Raw genomic sequence first — 23,397 nt, 5'->3', positions numbered from 1 at the left:
CAAACATATATTGGCCCTTAGCTCAGCTGGTTAGAGCGCACCCCTGATAAGGGTGAGGTCGGTGGTTCGAGTCCACTAGGGCCAACCAATTATTTTCATAATCGTATGGGGCCATAGCTCAGCTGGGAGAGCGCCTGCCTTGCAAGCAGGAGGTCAGCGGTTCGATCCCGCTTGGCTCCACCAAAACACATTTTAAGACAGGAATTTCCAAGAAATTTCGACTTGAAATGCAGCAAGAAGATGTGATAAGATAACTTTCGCCGCTGACATAGGGCAAGGATAATTGACTCACATTGCTACAACATTGTTCCTTGAAAACTAGATAACGAAATGAAACGTAAAGTAAGAACTTAGGTTGTGTTAACCTTCGGGTTGCACAAAAATCTTTAAAGTTTTTTCTAGGTTAAGCTAGAAAGAGCACACGGAGGATGCCTAGGCACTAGGAGCCGAAGAAGGACGTGGCGAACGACGAAATGCCTCGGGGAGCCGTAAGCAGGCTTTGATCCGGGGATGTCCGAATGGGGGAACCCAGCTGTGGTAATGCGCAGTTACTCAGTAGTGAATACATAGCTGCTGTAGAGGCATACCCAGGGAACTGAAACATCTAAGTACCTGGAGGAAAAGAAAACAATAGTGATTCCGTCAGTAGCGGCGAGCGAAAGCGGAATAGCCCAAACCAAGGAGCTTGCTCCTTGGGGTTGTAGGACCTCGTTGTGGGGTTAGTTCGATAGGCGAAGTGATCTGGAAAGGTCCGGCATAGAAGGTAAAAGCCCTGTAGCCCAAATCGAACGAAATCCCTAGAGGTATCCTGAGTACGGCGGGTCACGTGAAACCCCGTCGGAATCCGGCAGGACCATCTGCCAAGGCTAAATACTCCCTAGTGACCGATAGTGAAGCAGTACCGTGAGGGAAAGGTGAAAAGCACCGCGGAAGCGGAGTGAAAAAGAACCTGAAACCGTGTGCTTACAAAAAGTCAGAGCCCTCTTTATGGGTGATGGCGTGCCTTTTGTAGAATGAACCGGCGAGTTACGTTCCCGTGCGAGGTTAAGTCGAAGAGACGGAGCCGCAGCGAAAGCGAGTCTGAATAGGGCGCTTTAGTACGTGGACGTAGACCCGAAACCGTGTGATCTACCCCTGTCCAGGGTGAAGGTGAGGTAACACTCACTGGAGGCCCGAACCCACGCATGTTGAAAAATGCGGGGATGAGGTGGGGGTAGCGGAGAAATTCCAATCGAACTCGGAGATAGCTGGTTCTCCCCGAAATAGCTTTAGGGCTAGCCTCGGAAGATGAGTTGTGGAGGTAAAGCACTGATTGGGTGCGGGGCCCGCCAAGGGTTACCAAGTCCAGTCAAACTCTGAATGCCACAAACTTTATTCCGGGAGTCAGACAGTGAGTGCTAAGATCCATTGTCAAAAGGGAAACAGCCCAGACCATCAGCTAAGGTCCCCAAGTGTGTGTTAAGTGGGAAAGGATGTGGAGTTGCACAGACAACCAGGATGTTGGCTTAGAAGCAGCCACCATTGAAAGAGTGCGTAATAGCTCACTGGTCGAGTGACTCTGCGCCGAAAATGTAACGGGGCTAAACACGCCACCGAAGCTATGGCTTGCACTTTGTGCATGGGTAGGGGAGCGTTGTATGTACGTTGAATTCTGACCGTAAGGACAGGTGGAGCGCATACAAGTGAGAATGCCGGTATAAGTAACGAAAAGATCAGTGAGAATCTGATCCGCCGAAAACCTAAGGGTTCCTGAGGAAGGCTCGTCCGCTCAGGGTAAGTCGGGACCTAAGGCGAGGCCGAAAGGCGTAGTCGATGGACAACAGGTGGAAATTCCTGTACCACCGTAGCCGTTATGAGCAATGGAGTGACGCAGAAGGATAGTGACGCAGACTGATGGATGTCTGTCCAAGCAGTGAGGCTGATGTGTAGGCAAATCCGCACATCGTAAGGCTGGGCTGTGATGGGGAGGGAAACTTTAAGTACCGAAGGTCATGATTTCACACTGCCAAGAAAAGCTTCTAGCCAGGCGAAGGTGCCCGTACCGCAAACCGACACAGGTGGGTGAGAAGAGAATTCTAAGGCGCGCGGAAGAACTCTCGTTAAGGAACTCGGCAAAATGACCCCGTAACTTCGGGAGAAGGGGTGCCTCGGTAGGGTGAATAGCCCGAGGGGGCCGCAGTGAAAAGGCCCAAGCGACTGTTTAGCAAAAACACAGGTCTGTGCGAAGCCGCAAGGCGAAGTATACGGGCTGACGCCTGCCCGGTGCTGGAAGGTTAAGAGGAGTGGTTAGGGGCAACCCGAAGCTATGAATTGAAGCCCCAGTAAACGGCGGCCGTAACTATAACGGTCCTAAGGTAGCGAAATTCCTTGTCAGGTAAATTCTGACCCGCACGAATGGCGTAACGACTTGGGCGCTGTCTCAACGAGAGATCCGGTGAAATTTTAATACCTGTGAAGATGCAGGTTACCCGCGACAAGACGGAAAGACCCCATGGAGCTTTACTGCAGCTTGATATTGGACTTTGGTACGATCTGTACAGGATAGGTGGGAGCCTTTGAAGCCTGAGCGCCAGCTTGGGTGGAGGCGCCGTTGGGATACCACCCTGATCGTATCGGAGTTCTAACCTGGTACCGTGATCCGGTATGGGGACAGTGTCAGGTGGGCAGTTTGACTGGGGCGGTCGCCTCCTAAAATGTAACGGAGGCGTTTAAAGGTTCCCTCAGAATGGTTGGAAATCATTCGCAGAGTGCAAAGGCATAAGGGAGCTTGACTGCGAGACCTACAAGTCGAGCAGGGACGAAAGTCGGACTTAGTGATCCGGTGGTACCGAATGGAAGGGCCATCGCTCAACGGATAAAAGCTACCCTGGGGATAACAGGCTTATCTCCCCCAAGAGTCCACATCGACGGGGAGGTTTGGCACCTCGATGTCGGCTCATCGCATCCTGGGGCTGAAGTAGGTCCCAAGGGTTGGGCTGTTCGCCCATTAAAGCGGTACGCGAGCTGGGTTCAGAACGTCGTGAGACAGTTCGGTCCCTATCTGTCGCGGGCGTAGGAAATTTGAGAGGAGCTGTCCTTAGTACGAGAGGACCGGGATGGACGTACCGCTGGTGTACCAGTTGTCTCGCCAGAGGCATAGCTGGGTAGCTATGTACGGAGGGGATAAGCGCTGAAAGCATCTAAGCGCGAAGCCCCCCTCAAGATGAGATTTCCCAGTATGTAAGACCCCTTGTAGACGACGAGGTTGATAGGTTCGAGGTGGAAGTGCGGCAACGTATGCAGCTGACGAATACTAATCGGTCGAGGGCTTAACCTAATCCCAAGCAAGTGAAGATAAGCTTTGTAGCTGATTCCGAATACTTGATTGGGACCCAGAAATCCTAAGAACATCTATCTTTACGCACGTTTCGTATCTAGTTTTCAAGGCGCAAATCACGCTTTGACTGTTTGGTGATGATGGCGGAGGGGACCCACGCGTTCCCATCTCGAACACGACCGTTAAGCCCTCCAGCGTCGATGGTACTTGAACCGCAGGGTTCTGGGAGAGTAGAACGTTGCCAAGCAGCTAAGAAACCTTACAAGGAGAAATCCTCGTAAGGTTTTTTCTGTTACTTCTAGTGTGACCACTATCCTCACACCTTTGAGAGAGCTTATTGTCCGTTCATCTATAACTTTCCTATTTATCGCGAGCACAGCAAATTCAAAAAAAGAATTAATTGGTACACGCCCCTACGTTAAGTAGGGGTATTTTTGTAAATACTGTGAGTAGGCTTGGTGTTTACAACACAATGTTAGAAGCAGCACTTGTCAAAAAGAAAGGAAATGATTATAATCTAGTTAAGGTCAAAGAAAGTCAAAGTCAATCAAAGTCAATTTACTTCTAGCAGTCTGGAGGATGAATTGATGCGTAACGTATCAGAAATCATTGAGCAGTATTTGAAACATGTCCTGCAGCAAAGTTCCGAAGGGGCTATTGAGATTCAACGCAACGACTTGGCTGATCAATTCCAATGCGTACCATCCCAAATCAACTATGTTATTAGTACACGGTTTACCTTGGAAAAGGGATACATTGTGGAGAGCAAGCGTGGCGGTGGCGGATACATTCGTATTCAGAAGATCGAGCTCAAAAGTCATGGGTCTATTTTGGACCACATTTTTCGCACGATTCACACACACATAGATCAAGTCACCTCAGAAGGACTTATATACCAGCTGCAGGAGGGTCACTATATTTCAACCCGAGAAGCTAACCTGATTCGGGCAGCGATATCCAGAGATGTGTTGACCTTCAAGCTCCCGCTGCGCGATGAAATTCGGGCTAAGATTCTTAAAGCAATGCTGATATCCTTGCTTAGCAGATGAGGAGGCATAAGAAATGGTTTGTCAGGAATGCGGTAAACGACCGGCGACTCTTCATTTTACGAAGATTATAAATGGAGACAAGAACGAGTTCCACATTTGTGAGAATTGCGCTCGGGAGAAGGGCGAGATGATACCGGGGACGTCGAATGGATTTTCGATTCATAATTTGCTATCCGGCTTGCTCGATTTTGAACCTTCATCCCTGTCCGCGGCGAAGTCACAAGCCATCCGTTGTGAGAACTGTGGCCTTACGTATTCGCAGTTTAGTAAATTAGGTCGGTTTGGTTGCGGATCGTGCTATCAAAGCTTTTCTGAGAAGCTGGACCCTCTTTTCAAAAGGGTTCACGGCAACATCGTTCACGTAGGAAAAGTACCTAAGCGGAGCGGTGGAATCATTCAATGCAAGCGTGAAGTCGATACCCTCAAGAAGGATATGATGGCTTGTATTGAGGCAGAAGAGTTCGAAGAAGCAGCTAAGATTCGTGATCAAATTCGTGAGATCGAGAAGAAAATTGCGGGTATGTGATTTTGTAAGGAAGGTGTGAATCCAGTGACACTACAACGGTTTACAGGAGATGCATTGAGCGAATGGATGAAGGGTGAAGGTCCTGAGTCGGATATCGTCATTAGCAGTCGGATCCGGATTGCACGCAACCTTAGAGATTATCCCTATCCCATGTTAGCTACCAATCAACAATCACAGGAAGTACTTGTTCAATTGTCAGGAGTTCTAGAGAATGAGGAGCTGGAAACGATTAGTCATTTCTCGCTGATCCCGCTTTCAGAGCTCAATGAGCTTGAACGAATGGTTCTTGTGGAGAAGCACTTAATTAGCCCGAATTTAGCTAACGAATCCAGAAATGGCGCCGTTATTTTAAGCGAAAATGAATCCATCAGTATTATGATCAACGAAGAGGATCATCTTCGCATACAATGTTTATGTCCCGGCTTTCAGATTAAAGAAGTGTGGGATTTGGCGAATCAAATCGATGATATTTTTGAAACGCAAATGGATTATGGATATGATGAAAAGCGTGGCTACCTAACAAGCTGTCCCACGAATGTAGGGACCGGAATTCGCGCTTCGGTCATGATGCATCTGCCTGCTTTGGTGCTCAGCCAACAAATTAATCGGATTTTATCAGCAGTTACCCAGGTTGGGTTGACAGTTAGAGGATTATATGGGGAAGGCAGCGAAGCTTTAGGTAATCTGTTCCAAATATCGAATCAGATTACGCTAGGGCAATCCGAAGAAGAGATTATTGATAATTTACACAGCGTGGCTAGACAAATTATTGAGCATGAACGTGCGGCCAGACATAAGCTGATTCAAGAATCGAGAATGCGGATAATAGACCGTGTGAACCGTTCTCTCGGCATTTTGTCCTATGCAGGGATCATGGACTCTAAGGAAGCTGCGCAGCGTTTGTCCGATGTAAGATTGGGGATTGACCTTGGGATCATTAACAATGTTTCATCCCATGTGCTCAATGAGCTGCTGGTGATGACGCAACCTGGGTTTCTTCAGCAGTATGCAGGTGAGAAGTTAAATGCCGAAGAGCGTGATATACGCCGGGCAGAGCTGATCCGTGAAAGGTTCGGCAGAATTTAATGAGCATTAGATTCATCCTTTAGGTTTTCCATAGATATACTACTTTTGGAGGTGTTCTCTATGATGTTTGGCAGATTTACAGAACGTGCGCAGAAGGTTCTTTCTTTGGCACAAGAGGAAGCAGTTCGCTTAGGGCATAATAATATCGGCACTGAGCACATTTTACTTGGTCTTATTCGCGAAGGGGAAGGCATTGCTGCTAAAGCACTCGTTGCTCTGGGCCTCGGACTTGAGAAAATTCAAGACGAAGTCGAATCTCTGATTGGCAGAGGACAAGAACAGCCTACCAATATTGCGTATACGCCTAGAGCGAAAAAAGTCATCGAACTTTCGATGGATGAAGCTAGAAAACTAGGTCACACTTATGTGGGGACTGAACATATTTTACTTGGACTTATTCGCGAAGGCGAAGGGGTTGCGGCACGCGTGCTGAATAACTTGGGTGTGTCTTTGAACAAAGCGCGTCAACAAGTGCTTCAACTACTGGGCAGCAGTGAGACTGTATCACCAAGCCACGGCAGCAACCAGAATGTGAATACACCTACCTTGGATGGGTTAGCGAGAGATCTGACTGCTTATGCCAAAGAGGGACATTTGGACCCTGTGATTGGCCGAAGCAAAGAAATTGAGCGTGTTATTCAAGTGCTTAGCCGTAGAACCAAGAACAATCCTGTGCTAATTGGCGAGCCGGGTGTTGGTAAAACAGCGATTGCTGAAGGCTTGGCGCAAAAGATTATTAACAACGAAATTCCGGAGACTTTGAAGGATAAAAGAGTCATGACCCTCGATATGGGCTCTGTTGTGGCAGGGACCAAATATCGTGGTGAGTTTGAAGATCGCCTCAAGAAGATCATGGACGAAATTCGCCAAGCGGGTAACATCGTACTGTTCATTGATGAGCTTCATACCTTGATCGGCGCTGGTGGGGCTGAAGGAGCTATTGATGCTTCCAACATCCTCAAACCGGCTCTTGCACGAGGTGAGCTGCAGTGTATTGGTGCGACAACGTTAGATGAATATCGTAAATATATTGAAAAAGACGCTGCGCTTGAACGCCGTTTCCAACCGATTACGGTTGATCAACCATCGCCGGATGAAGCGATACAAATTCTTTATGGATTGCGTGATCGGTATGAGGCGCATCACCGTGTGAAAATCACTGATGCTGCTATTCAAGAAGCTGTTAAACTTTCGGATCGTTACATTACAGACCGCTTCCTGCCTGATAAAGCGATCGATTTAATTGATGAGGCCAGCTCCAAAGTTAGGCTTCGCTCTTACACGGTACCGCCATCCTTGAAACAGCTTGAGAATAAGCTGGAAGATATCCGCAAAGAGAAAGACGCGGCGGTTCAAAGCCAAGAGTTCGAGAAAGCGGCCGGTCTTCGCGATACAGAGCAAAAGCTTCGTGAAGAGTTGGATACGACGAAGAACGAATGGAAAGAGAAACAAGGTCGTTTGGATACGGAAGTTACGCCGGATGACATTGCCCAAATCGTAGCGAGCTGGACTGGAATTCCGGTCAGCAAGCTGGCGGAAGAAGAAACCGAGCGACTGCTCAAGATGGAAGAGATTCTTCATGAACGTGTCATTGGTCAAGAAGAAGCTGTGAAATCGGTTAGCCGCGCTATCCGCCGCGCGAGAGCAGGACTTAAGGATCCGAAGCGTCCGATGGGCTCCTTCATTTTCCTTGGACCAACGGGTGTAGGTAAAACAGAATTGGCGCGCGCGTTAGCGGAATCTTTATTCGGTGACGACAATGCCGTAGTACGTATCGATATGTCCGAGTACATGGAGAAGCATTCGACATCCCGACTCGTTGGGGCGCCTCCAGGCTATGTGGGTTATGAAGAAGGCGGCCAGCTTACCGAGAAGGTTCGTCGTAAGCCGTACTCCGTCGTACTGCTCGATGAAATCGAAAAAGCGCATCCGGAAGTGTTCAACATCCTCCTTCAAGTTTTGGAAGACGGACGTTTAACAGACTCCAAAGGACGCACGGTTGATTTCCGCAATACATTGATCATCATGACATCCAATGTGGGTGCCGATGTGATCAAGAAGAATTCGTCACTGGGCTTTACGGCTGCGGTTGATGCCGGCAGAGACTATACGAATATGAAAGACAAAGTGATGGGCGAGCTTAAGAAAAGCTTCCGTCCCGAATTCCTTAACCGGATTGATGAAACGATTGTGTTCCATTCCTTGGATGAAACGCATATCGCACAAATCGTTAGCTTAATGGCAGAAGATCTTCGCAAACGTCTTAAAGAGCAAGAAGTTGACTTCTTGTTGACAGATAAAGCGAAAATGTTCTTGGCCAAAGAAGGCTTTGATCCTACGTATGGGGCAAGACCGCTGCGTAGAGCCATTCAGAAGCATATTGAAGATCGCTTGTCCGAGGAACTGCTTAGAGGAAATATATCCAAAGGCGACTCCTTGACAATCGATGAAAACGAAGGCGAACTTGTCGTCTTGAAGAGCGAAGGCGTAGTTGCCAAATAAATGAAAAGCAAAAAAGCATTTTGCATCATCCAGCGTGGATGCGGCAAAATGCTTTTTATTTGCTTTAGCTCTTTCAGGGGCTTCATAATCATAGTAAACTTTATTTGGAAAAGGAAGTTTGAAAATAATTGATTAATTGGAGAAGTGATTCTTACATATGAAAAAGAAAACCACATACAAGTGTACCAGTTGCGGTCAAGAGCATCCCAAATGGCAAGGTTCGTGCAGCAGTTGTCGGGAGTGGAATACGCTCGAAGAAGAAGATGTTATCAACGCTCCTAGTGGTGGCCAAAAGGGCGTAACGAAAAAAAAGAATGTTGTCATTAACCGTCTTACCGATACCGTGTCTCAGAACAGTGATAGAATTGTTACTAAATACAATGAATTTAATCGCGTAATGGGTGGAGGGATCGTTAAGGATTCTGTTACGATTATCACGGCTGTTCCAGGTGCGGGGAAATCTACGCTTTTGTTGCAAATATCGGATGATGTGGCGAAGCAAGGGTTGAAAGTGTTGTACGCTTCTGGGGAAGAAAGTGACAGCCAGATCAAGAGAAGAGCTGAGCGAGTCCTGCAAAATATTCATAAAAACGTCTGGGTTTATTCGGATAATAGCTTGAATAATGTCTTGGGTTGTATTGACCAGGTAGACCCGGATTTGATTATTATTGATAGTATTCAAACTTTTTTATTGGAAGAATATCCACAAAGACCCGGGTCCCCTACGCAAACGATGGAATGCGCCAATACGCTCCTCAAGGTTGCCAAAGATGCGCAAAGACCAAGAGCTATTATTATGGTTGGACAGATGACGAAAGATAACGAATTAGCTGGTTTAAGAGCATTAGAACATTTGGTGGATGCCGTTCTTGTTCTGGAAGGAGAAGAAGGTGAGGAGCTGAAACAGCTATTCTCCACTAAAAACCGCTACGCCAGCACAGGAGAACTTGGATTTTTCACCATGGGAGAGCAAGGATTGACACCTATTGATAACCCCTCAGAGTTCTTCATGACGCAAAGAGACGAAAATGATGTTGTGAGTGGGAGCGCATTAACAGTCGTTAAAGAAGGCACAAGACCGATTATTTTGGAGATAGAAAGTTTAGTATCAACGACGTTCATGCCATACCCAAGCCGGATTGCTGAATGTTTAAAAAAGGACCATGTAAACACACTTATCAGCATCATGGAACAAAGAGCTAATATACCTTTACATGATAAGAATGTGGTTGTGAAAACAACGGGTGGCATTCGCTTAAAGGAACAGTCCTCAAACTTAGCCGCGATAATGAGTATTGTCTCTTCCTGCAAGAACCAAGGTATTCCTAATGATACTGTTTTTATCGCAGATATTGGATTAACGGGTGAATTAAAGAAAGTACCTACATTGGAACTAAGAATCAGAGAACTTGAAAGAATGGGTTTCAAACGAGTCTATGTTGCGCTTAATGGTTTAAAAAGCACAACTTCATTTTCTACAATAAAAGTAGTCCCATGCAAAACCTTGAGTCAGGTCATACACTCTGTATTTGGTTCATCCAACCAAGGCAAAGAGCAGAGAGCACCCTGGGATGAGGAAGATAATTAGCATGAAATAGGATATAGTTATATACTTAACAGTTTATCAATTATATACAACTTCTTTTAAAGGAAAGCATTTTCCGTTATACTTAGTTGTAAGGATTTAGCAACTGAACTCTATTCTTAGTCCGATCGGGATTAAGGATGCTTAGGTTGAATCAAAACAGCATGAATTTCGAATGTGACATGTATGATATATGTAGAGACTCTTGTGGTCATTCAACCTGCAAGCCTTCAGGAGGAAAATGATGAGTAAAGAAGAGATAAAGCGAGACGTCATGAGCCAATTGCTGCAAATGGTAGCGCCTGGTACTCCGTTCCGCGATGGTTTGGAGAATGTCCTACGCGCCAAAACGGGTGGACTTCTTGTAGTTGGCTATAGCGCAGAAGTGCGAGAAATCGTAGATGGCGGTTTTTCGATCGATTGCGATTTCTCACCTAACTACTTATATGAGCTTGCCAAGATGGATGGCGCGATTATTCTAAGTGAAGATATCAAGCGAATTCTTTATGCAAACACACAACTAATCCCGGACTCCTCGATCTCCTCTTCAGAGACGGGAATTCGCCATCGCACAGCGGAACGAGTTGCGAAGCAAACGAACAAATTAGTGGTCTCAATTTCACAGCGGCGAAATGTCATCACCTTATATCAAGGCAATTTACGCTATGCGCTCAAAGATATCGGTGTTATTTTGACCAAAGCGAACCAAGCGATTCAGACCTTGGAACGTTATAAAGTGGTGCTTGATCAATCGCTGACGAATCTGAGCGCGTCTGAGTTTGAGGAATTAGTTACACTCCATGATGTTACCAATGTGATTGCACGTTTCGAGATGGTTTTACGCATTAAAGCGGAGATCAATCGATATATTAATGAATTGGGGAATGAAGGACGCCTCATCAGTATGCAATTGGAAGAACTTGTGGGGAATGCGGAACTTGAAGCGCGTTTGCTCGTAAAAGATTATGTAAGGGAATTATCCGAAGACCGAGTCAAGGAAATGCAAGCAGGTTTGAAGCGGTTATCGTCAGATGAACTGTTAGAACCGCACCAAATCATTCGCTTACTTGGTTATCCGCATACGAATTCCATCGTCGAAGAACCGGTTTCACCTCGAGGGTTCCGTGTTCTTGGGAAAATTCCGCGACTTCCTTCCATCATTATTGCTAATCTGGTGGAGAAGTTCGGATACCTGCCACATATGATGATGGCGACAATTGAAGAACTGGATGAAGTTGACGGAATCGGGGAAGTGAGAGCTCGTGCCATTAAAGAAGGGCTCAAGAGAATTCAGGAACAAGTGTTCATTGACAGACATATTTAAAGTGGATACAATCAGTAAGTATCAATGTTGAGATTTTGTGAAGTCATTCAGTCGATAAGGTTTTATTAAGTCGAGATTAGGGTATAGTAAATTCAGAGGTGGACAAAAACATATGTTAACGAAATCGATTCCCAGTCTTTTTACAGTAGGGAACTTATTCCTAGGTGTTCTTTCAATTATTCTGGCTTTTAGCGGTGAACACGGGATTGCAGCTGTGCTCGTCATTGTCGCTATGTTGCTGGATGGTCTGGATGGACGTGTCGCAAGAGCGTTAAATGCCCAAAGTGAATTTGGTAAAGAATTGGATTCCTTGTCGGATGTCATTTCTTTCGGTGTAGCTCCTGCCTTCATCATGTACGTTGTTGCTTTCAATGATCCTAGCGTGATTAGTCCAGCGTTTGCTTGGATCGTCACAGCGATTTTCCCGATTTGCGGTGCTCTTCGTCTTGCTCGGTTCAATGTTGTTGCGGGTACACCAGGCTACTTCATCGGTCTTCCAATCCCGGCAGCTGGCGGCGTTCTTTGTACATTAGCTCTGTTCGTGAATGAGATTAATGTGTATGTTCTTTTGGTAAGCACAATTATGTTGTCTTACTTGATGGTAAGTACAGTCAAATACCCGAATTTCAAGAAAGCTGGCATTCCCAAAGCAGCAATTTGGATTACGCCGATTATTGTTGCCGTAGCTGTTCTTATTGCAATCAAATGGCCAGAGTCCATTTCCAAAATGATTTTCGTACCTTTATTGGGGTACGCGCTTTACGGCTTAAAAAAAAACGTTGATGGATTCTTCATCCGTCTGCGCAGAAAGAACAAAACACGCGGCAGAGACGATTCGAAGTCCGTTAAATCGGATGTCTAGGTCTTAGTACGAAAATAAAAAGCATTTATTTTCTTCTGATGTAATCAGAAAGAAGATAAATGCTTTTTTTTCGTTTGTTCATGACATGTTAAAAAGTCCTAATGTTGTGCATTTCTTCGATTCGTTCTCAACGACTTGCTCCAAATTAATGTCAAGAATGTTGCTTAGTGCGGACATATAGAACAAGTTCCTGCCCAGCTCATTGCTCACAACTTCGATGCATTGTTCACATAAGTGTCCAGTCACATGAGTGCCGAGCACATCCTTGGCTTCATTCAAAGTCATCTCAGGATGATACTCTTGCTTGGCCGCATGAACCTGTATACATCCGCATTCGGTTATGGATTTCACCACGGAACGATTGGCGGCTGCGCCTGACTGTTGAAATTTGGATAAGACGTCAAGCAGACTTCGGTGACGGAGTAACAATTCGGATACTTGATCTTGAAACTGCTTTAAAGTCAAGGAGCTCATTCCATCCACCTCTGGTGTGTTGGTAACTTCCAATTTCATTATAAAGGAAGCCCTCTAATATTTCAATTTTCCATATGAAGAAGTGATTAACGTTGGAGAAATTGGAACATAATTGTAATAAAGCTTTATCAATGTTGAAGTAGGGGGTGAATCTATGATGAGGAAATGGGTACAGTTCATTTTGGCCATCATGGGTGGTAGTTTAGGTTATGGGTGGAGCGATACCATTTTTCGAACGACAGGATTCATAAGTGAAGCAGGTAATGGGATTTGGATGAATAGTTTGTGCGCTGTCGTCATGTTTTTTGTTTCCGGGTGGGTGGCAGGTCAAGGGATGAAGCTCTTGATAAAAGGTGAGAAGAATGTTGTAGATATCCCGGTTTCTGATCTGCTTTCTGGGACGCTGGGGTTAGTCATTGGGCTGCTTATCTCTGTCATGGTGTTCCCTGTGCTCGATCAAGCGAAGTGGGCTGGTCCCTTCCTGCCTTTCATCGTATCCGCTGTATTAGCTGTGATGGGCTTCAGAATCGGGTATAGCAAGCGGGAAGAATTGGTTCAGATGATGGTGAGAAGCCGGTCAACCGGACCGGAGAAGCAAACACATCGCCCTTATGAGGAACACAAGATTTTGGATACGAGCGTTATTATCGATGGGCGAATCGCTGATATTTGCAAGACCGGATTTATCGAGGGAACCTTGGTAATCCCGGAATTTGTTCTGGAAGAGCTGCAGCACATTGCAGATTCGTCGGATTTACTCAAGCGGAATCGCGGACGACGCGGTCTGGACATTTTGAACAAGATCCAAAAAGAACTTGAAGTCAAGGTCCTTATCTATGAAGGGGATTTCGAAGAAATATCGGAAGTCGACAGCAAGCTTGTTCGTCTGGCCAAGGTATTGCAAGGCAAAGTGATAACCAATGATTTTAATCTCAATAAAGTCTGTGAATTGCAGGGTGTTTCGGTGCTGAACATCAATGATTTAGCGAATGCTGTGAAGCCTGTTGTTTTGCCGGGAGAAGAAATTATTGTTCAAGTCATTAAAGACGGCAAGGAACATGGACAAGGTGTCGCTTACCTGGATGACGGCACGATGATCGTCGTGGAAGGCGGACGTGAGTTCATTGGGATGACGCTTGAAGTGATGGTCACCAGCGTGCTGCAGACGTCTGCGGGTCGGATGATCTTCGCCAAACCTAAACTATTGGAAAAAGCACAATAAAACCAGTATGATAGGGAGATGTAACATAGCCTGGACAAACGTGCTCGTCCTAGAAGGACGACGGAGTCGTCTAGCCTTGGGCCTATGCTTACGAAGAAAGCTTTCTGACGAAAGCGCGTAGTTGGAGGACTTATGGGGAAGCTAGGGGTTATCATCGTGGCAGCGGGCAAGGGCTCGCGCATGGGAACGGCTGAAAGTAAGCAATACTTACAACTGGGACAGAAGCCAATTCTGGTACATACCTTGCAATTATTTCAAAACATACAGGAAGTGCATGAAATCATTCTGGTTGTTGGGGAACACGACATAGATCGCTGTAGAAGCTATGTACAGGACTATGGGCTGTCGAAGACGACTCATGTGCTATCAGGAGGCGCTGAGCGCCAAGATTCTGTTAGACGGGGGCTGGACTCCTTACAACAGGGGACCGATTGGGTGCTCGTTCATGACGGTGTTCGGCCATTCGTCAAAAAAGAACATGTGTTCGATTGCCTGGAAAAGGCACAAGAACAAGATGCAGCCGTTCTGGCTGTACCTGTAAAAGATACAATCAAAGTGGTAGATACGGAAAAGCGAATTCAATCTACACCCGATAGACGAAGCTTGTGGGCGATCCAAACGCCGCAAGCTTTTCGGCTTTCCGTTCTGCAGGAAGCGCATGAACGCGCTCTTCAAGAGAACTTTATAGGGACAGATGACGCTATGCTGGTCGAACGAATCGGGACGACGGTGCATGTGGTCGAAGGGGATTACTACAATATCAAGATCACAACACCGGAAGATCTGCCATGGGCAGAATGGATTTTAAACAATGTTAGGGGAGAGGGACAGCTATGATTCGCGTAGGACAAGGATTTGATGTTCATCAATTGGTTGAAGGCCGCAAGTGCATTATTGGAGGCGTCACGATTCCTTACGAAAAGGGACTGCTGGGTCATTCAGATGCCGACGTGCTGCTTCATGCTATTAGCGATGCGATTCTTGGCGCATTGGGGCTGGGCGATATCGGGAAGCATTTCCCGGATACGGCAGCTGAGTTTAAGGACGCGGACAGCCTGGTGCTGCTGAAAGAAATTTGGCAGATGGCCAAAGAGCGAGGATACCGTTTGGGAAATGCCGATTCCACGATCATTGCCCAGAAGCCGAAAATGCTGCCATACATTCCGCAAATGGTAGAAATTATTGCCGCAGCGCTGGAGACAACGCCGGAGCAAGTGAATGTGAAAGCGACAACGACAGAACAGCTTGGTTTCACGGGGCGCGGGGAAGGTATTGCTGCGCAATCGGTTGTTTGTTTAATTCGAGATGTGCTAGAATAGCAGGTATTATTGGGGATAAGAGGAGATACAGTCATGAATCAACCGTTACGTGTGCGTTATGCACCAAGTCCGACTGGACATTTACATATTGGCGGTGCTCGTACGGCACTGTTTGATTATTTATTGGCGCGTCGTCATGGTGGAGCCTTTGTTGTCCGCTTCGAAGATACGGATCAAACCCGCCATAAGGAATCAGGCATCGAGGATCAATTGAATGGCCTCAGATGGCTTGGCTTGGAGTGGGATGAGAGCGTTGATATCGGAGGACCTTATGGTCCCTACCGCCAGATGGAGCGATTGGATATCTATCAAACCTATCTGGATCAACTGCTGCAGAGCGGACATGCGTACCACTGCTATTGTTCAGAAGCAGATTTGGAGCAGGAGCGGGCGGAGCAAGAAGCCAGCGGCGAGATGGGCGGATACTCCGGAAAGTGCCGTCACTTAACGCCAGAGCAGGTTGCTGCGCACCAAGCGGAAGGACGCAAGCCGTCTACCCGTTTCCGTGTGCCAGCTGATCGTATTATTGAAATCGAGGACAAAGTGCGGGAGCATGTTGAATTTGAATCCAATGGTATTGGTGATTTCATTATTGCGCGCACAGACGGCATTCCGACATATAACTTCGCGGTCATCGTCGACGACCACTTGATGAAAATCAATTTGGTTATTCGCGGTGAAGAGCATCTGTCCAATACACCGCGACAAATTTTGATGTATGAAGCTTTAGGGCTTCCTATTCCTGATTTTGCCCATTTGGCATTGATTTTGAATCCCGATCGCAAAAAAATGAGCAAGCGGGATGAGTCCATCATCCAGTTTATTGAGCAATACAGAGAACTTGGTTACCTGCCGGAAGCGGTCGTTAATTTCATCGCGCTGCTTGGCTGGTCTCCGGGCGGTGAAGAAGAAATCTTCACGAAGGAAGAATTGATTGCTCAGTTTGACCTGGATCGCGTATCCAAGAGTCCGGCTGTGTTTGATATGGACAAATTGAATTGGATGAACAATGCTTATTTGAAAAAGGCTCCGCTTTCGCGCGTTGTTGAGCTTAGCGTGCCTCATTTGCAAAAAGCAGGCTATATCCAAGGTGATCTGGATGAAGCGGCGCAGGACTGGATTGCGGCACTCGTAGGCCTTAACCAAGACAGGATGCGCTACGCGGCGGAGATCGTCGAACTATCGAGCATCTTCTTCAAAGATGAGCTCGTCATCGACGAAGAAGCGGCTGCTGTTCTCAAAGAAGAGCATGTTCCGGTTGTGCTGGCCAGCTTCTTGACCCAAGTTGAGCAAGCGGAAGCCTTCACCGTAGAGGCGATTCCTGCTTTGTTGAAACAGGTACAGAAGGATACTGGCTTTAAGGGCAAACAACTGTTCATGTCCATTCGTTCGGCATTAACGGGACAAGTCCATGGCCCAGACCTGAATGTATCACTTTATCTGCTTGGTAAAGAAAAAGTCGCTTCCCGGCTTAGGAACTTATTGTAAAGCGAGTTTCTTTTCGCTATACTTAACTCAATACACAGTGCGATGATCAGGAGAGTACGTTTATTATGGGATTCATCAGAGAGGATAATCGAGGCCTAACGGCTTCGGCTGTGAGTTATCCAATCCCTGTAACCGGAAATGCACCTGGGAGCTGCCGCGCCGAATACTCGCCCGAGTAAAGTAGGCGCAGCCGGAGTACCCACGTTACGGGAACCTAAGTTGGGAGACTTCCGAGTCACCAAGCAGAGTGGAACCGCGATAACTACGCCTCTGCAGCCATATGGCTGCGGGGGCTTTTTTGCATATTTTTCTACTGAGAAGCGAGAAGGTGAGAGCATGTGGACATCCGTCAAATCTGATATTTCTGCCGTATTCGACAACGACCCGGCTGCACGCAGCTGGTTTGAAGTTGTGTTTACGTATTCTGGGCTTCATGCGATTTGGGCGCATCGAGTGGGCCACTGGTTCTACAAACGGAAGATGTATACCATTGCTCGGGTGATTTCGCAGTGGAGTCGCTTCATGACGGGTATTGAGATTCACCCGGGAGCGACGATCGGCCGCAGACTGTTCATTGATCATGGCATGGGGGTCGTGATTGGAGAAACCTGTGAAATCGGTGACGATGTCATCCTTTACCAAGGCGTTACACTTGGTGGCACAGGAAAAGAAAAAGGGAAGAGACACCCAACAATTGGCAATAATGTAGTTGTAGGCTCAGGGGCCAAAATACTTGGATCTTTTCTCGTGGGCGAGAATTCGCGCATTGGATCTAATGCGGTTGTCATTCAGGAGGTTCCCTCCAACAGCACTGTCGTCACGATGCCGGCTAAGCTTGTTAAGCGGGACGGTGTTCGCGTGAATCGTTTGGATCACGGCAATTTGCCGGATCCGATTATTGATATATTTCAGGAATTGCAGCAGCAAATTAATGATCTCAAGAAACAGCTTGAACAAGAACGGTCAAAGAATGGAGAAGCGAGAGAACATGACGCTCAAAGTGTATAATACCTTAACACGCAAGAAAGAAGAATTCATTCCCATAGAGCCAGGCAAAGTGAAAATGTACGTTTGCGGACCTACCGTCTATAACTATATTCATATCGGGAATGGTCGTCCGGTTATCTTTTTTGATGTCGTACGCCGCTATCTGGAGTCGCAGCAGTATGAAGTGAACTACATTACGAACTTTACCGATGTGGATGATAAAATGATTCGCAAAGCCGAGGAAATGGCGGTTACGGTTCCAGAGCTGGCAGAAACGTTCATCCAAGCTTTTCTTGAGGATATCGCTGCGCTTGGAGTTCACGAAGCCAGCATGAATCCGCGGGTTACGGAGAACATTCAGGAAATCGTTGATTTCATCGCTGTTCTCGTGGAGAAAGATTATGCGTATGAAGCTCGCGGCGATGTCTACTACCGCACTAGCAAATTCGCCGACTACGGCAAGCTGTCGAATCAAAATCTGGATGAACTCCAATACGGTATTCGGATTGAGGTGGACGACCGCAAAGAAAATCCGCAGGATTTTGTCCTGTGGAAAGCCGCGAAGCCAGGCGAGATTTACTGGGATAGCCCTTGGGGGCAAGGCCGTCCAGGCTGGCATATCGAATGTTCGGCGATGGTTCGCAAATATTTGGGTGAAACAATCGATATTCACGGGGGCGGGCATGATTTGACATTCCCGCACCATGAGTGCGAGATTGCCCAGACAGAAGCGGTAACGGGCCAGCCGATGGCGAATTACTGGATGCACAACGCTTTCTTGAACATCGACAATGAGAAAATGTCCAAATCGCTTGGCAACGGTATTTTAATTCGTGATTTGGTTAAACAAATTAAGCCGGAAGTGTTCCGTTTCTTCATGCTGTCTGCGCATTATCGCAATCCGCTGAATTTCAGTGATGAAAGTCTGAAGCAGGCTGCCAATGCGCTGGAACGGATTCAGAATGCCTACGATAATTTGAAACATCGGTTGGCTACAGCCTCAGATTCCAGTGAAGTGGATCCGCAATTGACGGATCGTGTAGCTGCGATAGCAACGCAATTTGTGGATAAAATGAATGATGATTTCAATACACCGGATGCGATTACAGCTGTATTTGAGTTGGTCGCTGAAGCTAATTTATATTTGCAGCAGGAGCGGGTACACGCGGCTGTCTTGCAGCTTTTCATCAATCAATTGCAAGCATTCGATCAGACATTAGGCATTCTTTCGCAGCAAGCAGATGAGCTCCTGGACGAAGAAATCGAGCAACTTATTGTAGATCGGACAGAAGCTCGCAAGTCCAAGAATTGGGCTCGTGCTGATGAAATCCGTGATCTGTTAACGGAGAAAGGGATACACTTGGAGGATACACCGCAAGGAATACGGTGGCGCCGCAAATGACCGATACCGTAACTGACCATGCGAATCTTTTTATTTTCCCGCCATCCAAAAGTCCGCATTTGCTCAATCCGTTAGTCTTAGCCTATATTGGGGATGCGGTATATGAGGTCTATATTCGGCAATATGTCATATCCGGGACTAATCATCGGCCTAACCATTTGCACAAAGCATCGACAGGCTATGTGTCTGCGAAAGCGCAATCCAAGCTGCTTGAAGCTTTGATGCCGATGCTCACGGAAGAGGAAGTGGATATGGTGAAGCGCGGGCGCAATGCCAAATCGGGAACAACAGCCAAGAACGCGGAGGTGCTGGAATACCGGCACAGTACCGCGTTTGAGTGCTTGATCGGATATTTATACTACAAGCAGTCATTTGAACGATTGAAAGAAATTATGGACTTCGCGTTAACTTACAAGAAACAAACATAACGGTGGTATAAGCAGTGTTGTGAACAAAGGTAAATGCCTAGGAGGAACAAGTATGGAAGAAGATCAAGAATATATTGGTGGCAAGCACTCCGTATTGGAAGCTATCCGTGCCGGCCGCACGATTAATAAAATATGGATTGCGGAGAATGCGCAGAAGCAGTTCGCAGGTCCCATCGTGGCAGAAGCCAAAAATTTAGGAATCCTGGTCCAGTTTACGGACAAGCGGAAGCTTGACCAGATGGCGGAAGGGCTGCAGCACCAAGGTGTCGTAGCGCAAGTAGCTGCTTACGCCTATGTGGAAGTGGAGGATATTTTAGCCAAAGCTAATGAACTAGGGCAAGAGCCGTTTATCCTGATTTTGGATGAGATTGAAGATCCGCATAATCTAGGTTCCATTTTACGTACGGCTGACTGCACAGGGGTTCATGGGGTGATTATTCCCAAGAGGCGTTCGGTGGGACTTACCGCGACCGTTTCCAAAACATCGGCGGGTGCCGTTGAGTATGTACCTGTTGCCCGTGTAACGAACATTGCGCAGACCATCGAGAAGTTGAAAGAGCAGGGAGTTTGGGTAGCTGGAACGGACGTATCCGCTGCTCAGGATGTGTACAAAGCGAATTTTAATATGCCGATTGCGCTAGTTATTGGCAATGAAGGCAAGGGTGTCGGTCGACTAATTAAAGAGAAATGTGACTTCCTGGTCAAGCTGCCAATGGCGGGACATGTGAATTCTTTGAATGCTTCTGTTGCCGCGGGTGTATTGATGTATGAAGTGGTTAGACAGCGTAAACAGAGCTAAATGCTATGGAAGAGTTTCTGATTGTAGATGGTTACAATATCATCGGAGCTTGGCCTGAACTGAGCAAACTTAAAGATACGGATCTGGAAGGCGCTCGCGATAAGCTGATTCATATGCTGGCTGAGTATCAGTCTTATTCAGGTATGAAGGTCTACCTTGTTTTTGACGCGTATATGGTACCTGGACTAGGGAAGAAGTACGTGCAGAGCAAGCTGATCGTCCTCTATACCAAAGAGAAGGAAACGGCGGATGAACGGATCGAACGATTGGTCACGAATCTGATGGGCCGCCGGAAACAAATCTATGTGGCGACCTCGGATATGATTGAACAGCATGTTATATTCGGCAAAGGAGCACTTCGATTGCCTGCTGGCGAACTGCTGGTCAAGATCAAGCAAAATCGCAAAGAGGTCCGTGAGCGCATTCATCCAGAGACGTCATCGAAGCGGAATCCGTTTGAAGGAAAGCTGAGCAGCGAAGTCAAGGCGCAATTCGAGCGTTGGCGCAGAGGAGAGTGAAATCCTCCAAATGCTAGAAATGGTGCGGTTCCCCGTTGACGGTGTGAGATTTCATCATGTATACTTAACCTAAACTTTTATAGTGAATCTGGGTAGTCCTGCAGGCCGGAGGGATTGTTGGTGAGTGTCGACCTCAAAGAACTGAGAATGTATGATTATGACCTCAAGCCAGATGAAGACATCGTCGAAGCAGTCCGTGAAGGCAGTAGCGAAGCGTTGGAATACCTTATCAATAAATATAAGAATTTCGTACGTGCCAAAGCACGTTCTTATTTTTTGATAGGTGCAGACCGAGAAGACATTGTGCAGGAAGGCATGATAGGTTTATATAAATCTATTCGCGACTTCCGAGGAGACAAGCTTGCTTCATTCAAAGCCTTTGCTGAACTGTGCATCACACGACAGATCATCACGGCCATTAAGACAGCAACGCGTCAGAAGCACATTCCTCTTAATTCCTACGTGTCACTGGACAAGCCTATCTATGATGAAGATTCTGATCGTACCTTGCTTGATGTCATTAGTGGTTCTCGGGTCACAGATCCCGAGGAGCTCGTGATTAATCAAGAAGAGTTTACGGGCCTTGAAGATAAAATGGGAGAAATATTAAGTGACTTGGAGCGTAGAGTACTTATGCTCTATCTCGATGGTAGATCCTACCAAGAGATCGCGGTTGATCTCGATCGACATGTGAAGTCCATTGATAATGCTCTCCAGCGCGTCAAACGCAAGCTAGAACGATATTTGGAAGTCAGAGACTTATAGAAAGTGCCCGTACTGCTAATGCAGCGCGGGTATTTTTCTTTATGCGCATGTTTAACAATTCACTGGAGGGTCTATACTGTTGATACTCTCGCTTTTGTGAGACTTGTGCCTTGACACTCTATCACGGATTGTGATAAAGTATTTCAGGTAGCCCTAAAAGTCGCTTTCTTTTTGACGCGCTTCGAAGGGCTTTAATTAGAACGTGTCTGTAGGAGGTGTACATCATGCGGGTCATCATCACATTAGCGTGCACAAATTGCAAACAAAGAAACTATGCATCCACTAAAAATAAGCGCAACAATCCCGACCGTATTGAGTTGAAGAAATATTGCAAATTTTGCAATGAACATACTGCTCATCGCGAGACTAGGTAGTTCTTTGGAGGTGTAGTTTGTGGCGTTCTTGGCTAGAATGAGACAAAGCTTCGGATCCACTTTTTCCTTCTTCACCGACAGTTGGACAGAACTCAAAAAGGTCAAGTGGCCAAGTCGCAAAGAGATGACTACCTATACGCTTGTCGTTATTGGTACCGTAGCTTTTGTTGCTATTTATTTTTTTGTGCTTGATCTAGGCATTTCTGAGTTGCTGCGCCTTGTTTTTAAATAAACAGGACTATAGGTGAATTTATTCATGGAAAAAAGATGGTACGTCGTACATACCTATTCAGGGTATGAGAACAAAGTGAAAGCCAACCTAGAGAAACGTGTAGAATCTATGGAAATGACGGACAAGATCTTCCGTGTGCTTGTGCCTATGGAAGAAGAACTGGTGAACAAAGACGGCAAGAAAAAAGTCGTCATGCGTAAAGTTTATCCAGGGTATGTCCTCGTCGAAATGATTCAAACGGATGACTCTTGGTACGTAGTGCGTAATACGCCAGGAGTGACTGGATTCGTAGGTTCTACAGGATCCGGCTCTAAACCGACTGCATTATTACCTGAGGAAGTTGAATCTATTTTGAAGCATATGGGGATGGAAGAGCCGAAGGAGATTATCGACTTCGAACTCAAAGAAACCGTTCGCGTCAAAGTGGGACCTTTCGCAAACTTTGTTGGATCTGTTGAGGAAATTGTGGCTGACAAGGGTAAACTTAAGGTGCATGTCAACATGTTTGGTAGAGAAACCCCGCTTGAGCTCGATTTCGACCAAGTGGAAAAGCTATAAAACAAGACAACCAAGGGTTTCTGCCAGGTCTATTCCTCGGGATAGACCTTCGTTAGTGGGATCACACCAGATTCCATACTAAAAGCAAGGAGGTGTCTATCATGGCAAAAAAGGTTATTAAAATCGTGAAGCTTCAAGTTCAAGCTGCGAAAGCAAATCCAGCACCACCGATCGGTCCAGCATTGGGTCAAGCAGGTGTGAACATCATGGCTTTCTGTAAAGAGTTTAATGCTCGTACTGCTGATCAAGTTGGTCTTATCATTCCGGTTGAAATCACAGTATTCGAGGATCGCTCCTTTACATTCATCACTAAAACGCCTCCGGCTGCAGTTCTTCTTCGCGTCGTTGCTGGTATCGAAAAAGGATCCGGTGAACCAAACAAAAAGAAAGTTGCAACTGTGAAACGTGCAAAAGTTCGCGAAATCGCTGAACAAAAAATGCCTGACTTGAATGCTGCATCCGTTGAGGCTGCAATGCGTATGGTCGAAGGTACTGCTCGCAGCATGGGAATCACTATCGAAGATTAATTCCGCAAGGAATGCGGTTAACCGCTAAGCATCTGCTTGCGAAGTGAGTTTTCT

The 23,397-nt window shown here is 46.5% G+C and carries 22 protein-coding genes, 2 tRNA genes and 2 rRNA genes; 25 read left to right on the top strand and 1 reads right to left on the bottom strand.

Annotated elements, in window-relative coordinates; genetic code table 11:
- Positions 1-11: 11 nt before the first annotated feature.
- From LOZ80_RS29290 to pssA, 11 genes are all read left to right on the top strand, one after another.
- Positions 12-88: transfer RNA gene (locus LOZ80_RS29290), tRNA-Ile, on the top strand.
- A 19-nt stretch (positions 89-107) separates the two neighbouring features.
- Positions 108-183: transfer RNA gene (locus LOZ80_RS29285), tRNA-Ala, on the top strand.
- A 218-nt stretch (positions 184-401) separates the two neighbouring features.
- Positions 402-3,316 (top strand): 23S ribosomal RNA (locus LOZ80_RS29280).
- Positions 3,317-3,446: 130 nt separating this feature from the next.
- Positions 3,447-3,563, top strand: a 5S ribosomal RNA gene (gene rrf, locus LOZ80_RS29275).
- Between the two features lie 340 nt (positions 3,564-3,903).
- Positions 3,904-4,365 (top strand): CtsR family transcriptional regulator, encoded by a 462-nt coding sequence (locus tag LOZ80_RS29270; RefSeq protein WP_079418081.1) that lies wholly within the window; start codon positions 3,904-3,906, stop codon positions 4,363-4,365.
- Positions 4,366-4,378: 13 nt separating this feature from the next.
- Positions 4,379-4,891, top strand: a complete 513-nt coding sequence (locus tag LOZ80_RS29265) for a protein-arginine kinase activator protein McsA (RefSeq protein ID WP_238167919.1) — start codon at positions 4,379-4,381, stop codon at positions 4,889-4,891.
- Between the two features lie 66 nt (positions 4,892-4,957).
- Positions 4,958-5,977, top strand: coding sequence for a protein-arginine kinase McsB (locus tag LOZ80_RS29260; protein WP_443147089.1), 1,020 nt, complete (start codon positions 4,958-4,960; stop codon positions 5,975-5,977).
- A gap of 60 nt (positions 5,978-6,037) precedes the next feature.
- A complete protein-coding gene (gene clpC / locus LOZ80_RS29255) occupies positions 6,038-8,479 on the top strand; it encodes an ATP-dependent protease ATP-binding subunit ClpC (RefSeq protein ID WP_238167917.1) in 2,442 nt (813 codons plus the stop codon).
- A gap of 157 nt (positions 8,480-8,636) precedes the next feature.
- Complete coding sequence (gene radA, locus LOZ80_RS29250; RefSeq protein WP_238167916.1) at positions 8,637-10,067, top strand: DNA repair protein RadA; 1,431 nt, start codon at positions 8,637-8,639, stop codon at positions 10,065-10,067.
- A 241-nt stretch (positions 10,068-10,308) separates the two neighbouring features.
- Positions 10,309-11,388 (top strand): DNA integrity scanning diadenylate cyclase DisA, encoded by a 1,080-nt coding sequence (gene disA / locus LOZ80_RS29245; RefSeq protein WP_189018505.1) that lies wholly within the window; start codon positions 10,309-10,311, stop codon positions 11,386-11,388.
- A 112-nt stretch (positions 11,389-11,500) separates the two neighbouring features.
- Positions 11,501-12,250: a CDP-diacylglycerol--serine O-phosphatidyltransferase gene (pssA, locus tag LOZ80_RS29240; protein ID WP_189018507.1), complete on the top strand. Its 750-nt coding sequence runs from the start codon at positions 11,501-11,503 to the stop codon at positions 12,248-12,250.
- Positions 12,251-12,328: 78 nt separating this feature from the next.
- Here pssA and LOZ80_RS29235 read toward each other — a convergent pair whose 3' ends face one another.
- Positions 12,329-12,724: a nucleoside triphosphate pyrophosphohydrolase family protein gene (locus tag LOZ80_RS29235; RefSeq protein ID WP_079418106.1), complete on the bottom strand. Its 396-nt coding sequence runs from the start codon at positions 12,722-12,724 to the stop codon at positions 12,329-12,331.
- 154 nt (positions 12,725-12,878) lie between these two features.
- On the opposite strand from LOZ80_RS29235, the gene LOZ80_RS29230 reads away from it, so the two are divergent.
- The 14 genes from LOZ80_RS29230 (at position 12,879) to rplK (ending at position 23,343) form a co-directional block, all read left to right on the top strand.
- Positions 12,879-13,946 carry a PIN/TRAM domain-containing protein gene (locus LOZ80_RS29230; RefSeq protein ID WP_238167915.1) on the top strand — a complete coding sequence of 356 codons (1,068 nt, stop codon included), beginning with the start codon at positions 12,879-12,881 and terminating at the stop codon, positions 13,944-13,946.
- A 132-nt stretch (positions 13,947-14,078) separates the two neighbouring features.
- Positions 14,079-14,783 (top strand): 2-C-methyl-D-erythritol 4-phosphate cytidylyltransferase, encoded by a 705-nt coding sequence (gene ispD / locus LOZ80_RS29225; RefSeq protein ID WP_238167914.1) that lies wholly within the window; start codon positions 14,079-14,081, stop codon positions 14,781-14,783.
- Positions 14,780-15,265 carry a 2-C-methyl-D-erythritol 2,4-cyclodiphosphate synthase gene (ispF, locus tag LOZ80_RS29220; RefSeq protein ID WP_238167913.1) on the top strand — a complete coding sequence of 162 codons (486 nt, stop codon included), beginning with the start codon at positions 14,780-14,782 and terminating at the stop codon, positions 15,263-15,265. The genes ispD and ispF overlap by 4 nt, the downstream gene beginning before the upstream one ends.
- 33 nt (positions 15,266-15,298) lie before the next feature.
- Positions 15,299-16,753, top strand: a complete 1,455-nt coding sequence (gltX, locus tag LOZ80_RS29215) for a glutamate--tRNA ligase (RefSeq protein ID WP_238167911.1) — start codon at positions 15,299-15,301, stop codon at positions 16,751-16,753.
- Between the two features lie 336 nt (positions 16,754-17,089).
- Entirely contained in the window at positions 17,090-17,761 is a 672-nt protein-coding gene (gene cysE, locus LOZ80_RS29210) for a serine O-acetyltransferase (protein WP_238167910.1), read from the top strand.
- Positions 17,742-19,142, top strand: coding sequence for a cysteine--tRNA ligase (gene cysS, locus LOZ80_RS29205; RefSeq protein ID WP_238167909.1), 1,401 nt, complete (start codon positions 17,742-17,744; stop codon positions 19,140-19,142). The genes cysE and cysS overlap by 20 nt, the downstream gene beginning before the upstream one ends.
- Complete coding sequence (locus LOZ80_RS29200) at positions 19,139-19,570, top strand: Mini-ribonuclease 3 (protein ID WP_238167907.1); 432 nt, start codon at positions 19,139-19,141, stop codon at positions 19,568-19,570. Before cysS ends, LOZ80_RS29200 begins: the two co-directional genes overlap by 4 nt.
- 52 nt (positions 19,571-19,622) lie before the next feature.
- A complete protein-coding gene (rlmB, locus tag LOZ80_RS29195) occupies positions 19,623-20,369 on the top strand; it encodes a 23S rRNA (guanosine(2251)-2'-O)-methyltransferase RlmB (RefSeq protein ID WP_238167906.1) in 747 nt (248 codons plus the stop codon).
- A gap of 5 nt (positions 20,370-20,374) precedes the next feature.
- Positions 20,375-20,887, top strand: coding sequence for an NYN domain-containing protein (locus tag LOZ80_RS29190; protein WP_238167905.1), 513 nt, complete (start codon positions 20,375-20,377; stop codon positions 20,885-20,887).
- Positions 20,888-21,007: 120 nt separating this feature from the next.
- Positions 21,008-21,652 (top strand): RNA polymerase sporulation sigma factor SigH, encoded by a 645-nt coding sequence (gene sigH / locus LOZ80_RS29185; protein ID WP_028557511.1) that lies wholly within the window; start codon positions 21,008-21,010, stop codon positions 21,650-21,652.
- 224 nt (positions 21,653-21,876) lie between these two features.
- Complete coding sequence (rpmG, locus tag LOZ80_RS29180) at positions 21,877-22,026, top strand: 50S ribosomal protein L33 (RefSeq protein WP_079418041.1); 150 nt, start codon at positions 21,877-21,879, stop codon at positions 22,024-22,026.
- Between the two features lie 19 nt (positions 22,027-22,045).
- The gene (gene secE / locus LOZ80_RS29175) at positions 22,046-22,258 is read left to right on the top strand and encodes a preprotein translocase subunit SecE (RefSeq protein WP_028557510.1); all 213 of its coding nucleotides are present in this window, start codon (positions 22,046-22,048) and stop codon (positions 22,256-22,258) included.
- 24 nt (positions 22,259-22,282) lie between these two features.
- Positions 22,283-22,816, top strand: a complete 534-nt coding sequence (gene nusG / locus LOZ80_RS29170; protein WP_079418039.1) for a transcription termination/antitermination protein NusG — start codon at positions 22,283-22,285, stop codon at positions 22,814-22,816.
- Between the two features lie 101 nt (positions 22,817-22,917).
- Positions 22,918-23,343 carry a 50S ribosomal protein L11 gene (gene rplK / locus LOZ80_RS29165; RefSeq protein WP_029196472.1) on the top strand — a complete coding sequence of 142 codons (426 nt, stop codon included), beginning with the start codon at positions 22,918-22,920 and terminating at the stop codon, positions 23,341-23,343.
- The last annotated feature ends 54 nt before the right edge of the window (positions 23,344-23,397 follow it).

This window comes from Paenibacillus sp. HWE-109 (assembly GCF_022163125.1).
In the GTDB taxonomy this organism is placed as follows: domain Bacteria; phylum Bacillota; class Bacilli; order Paenibacillales; family NBRC-103111; genus Paenibacillus_E.
Note: the sequence above shows the minus strand (reverse complement) of the source record. Positions and strands in the feature narration are given on the sequence as shown.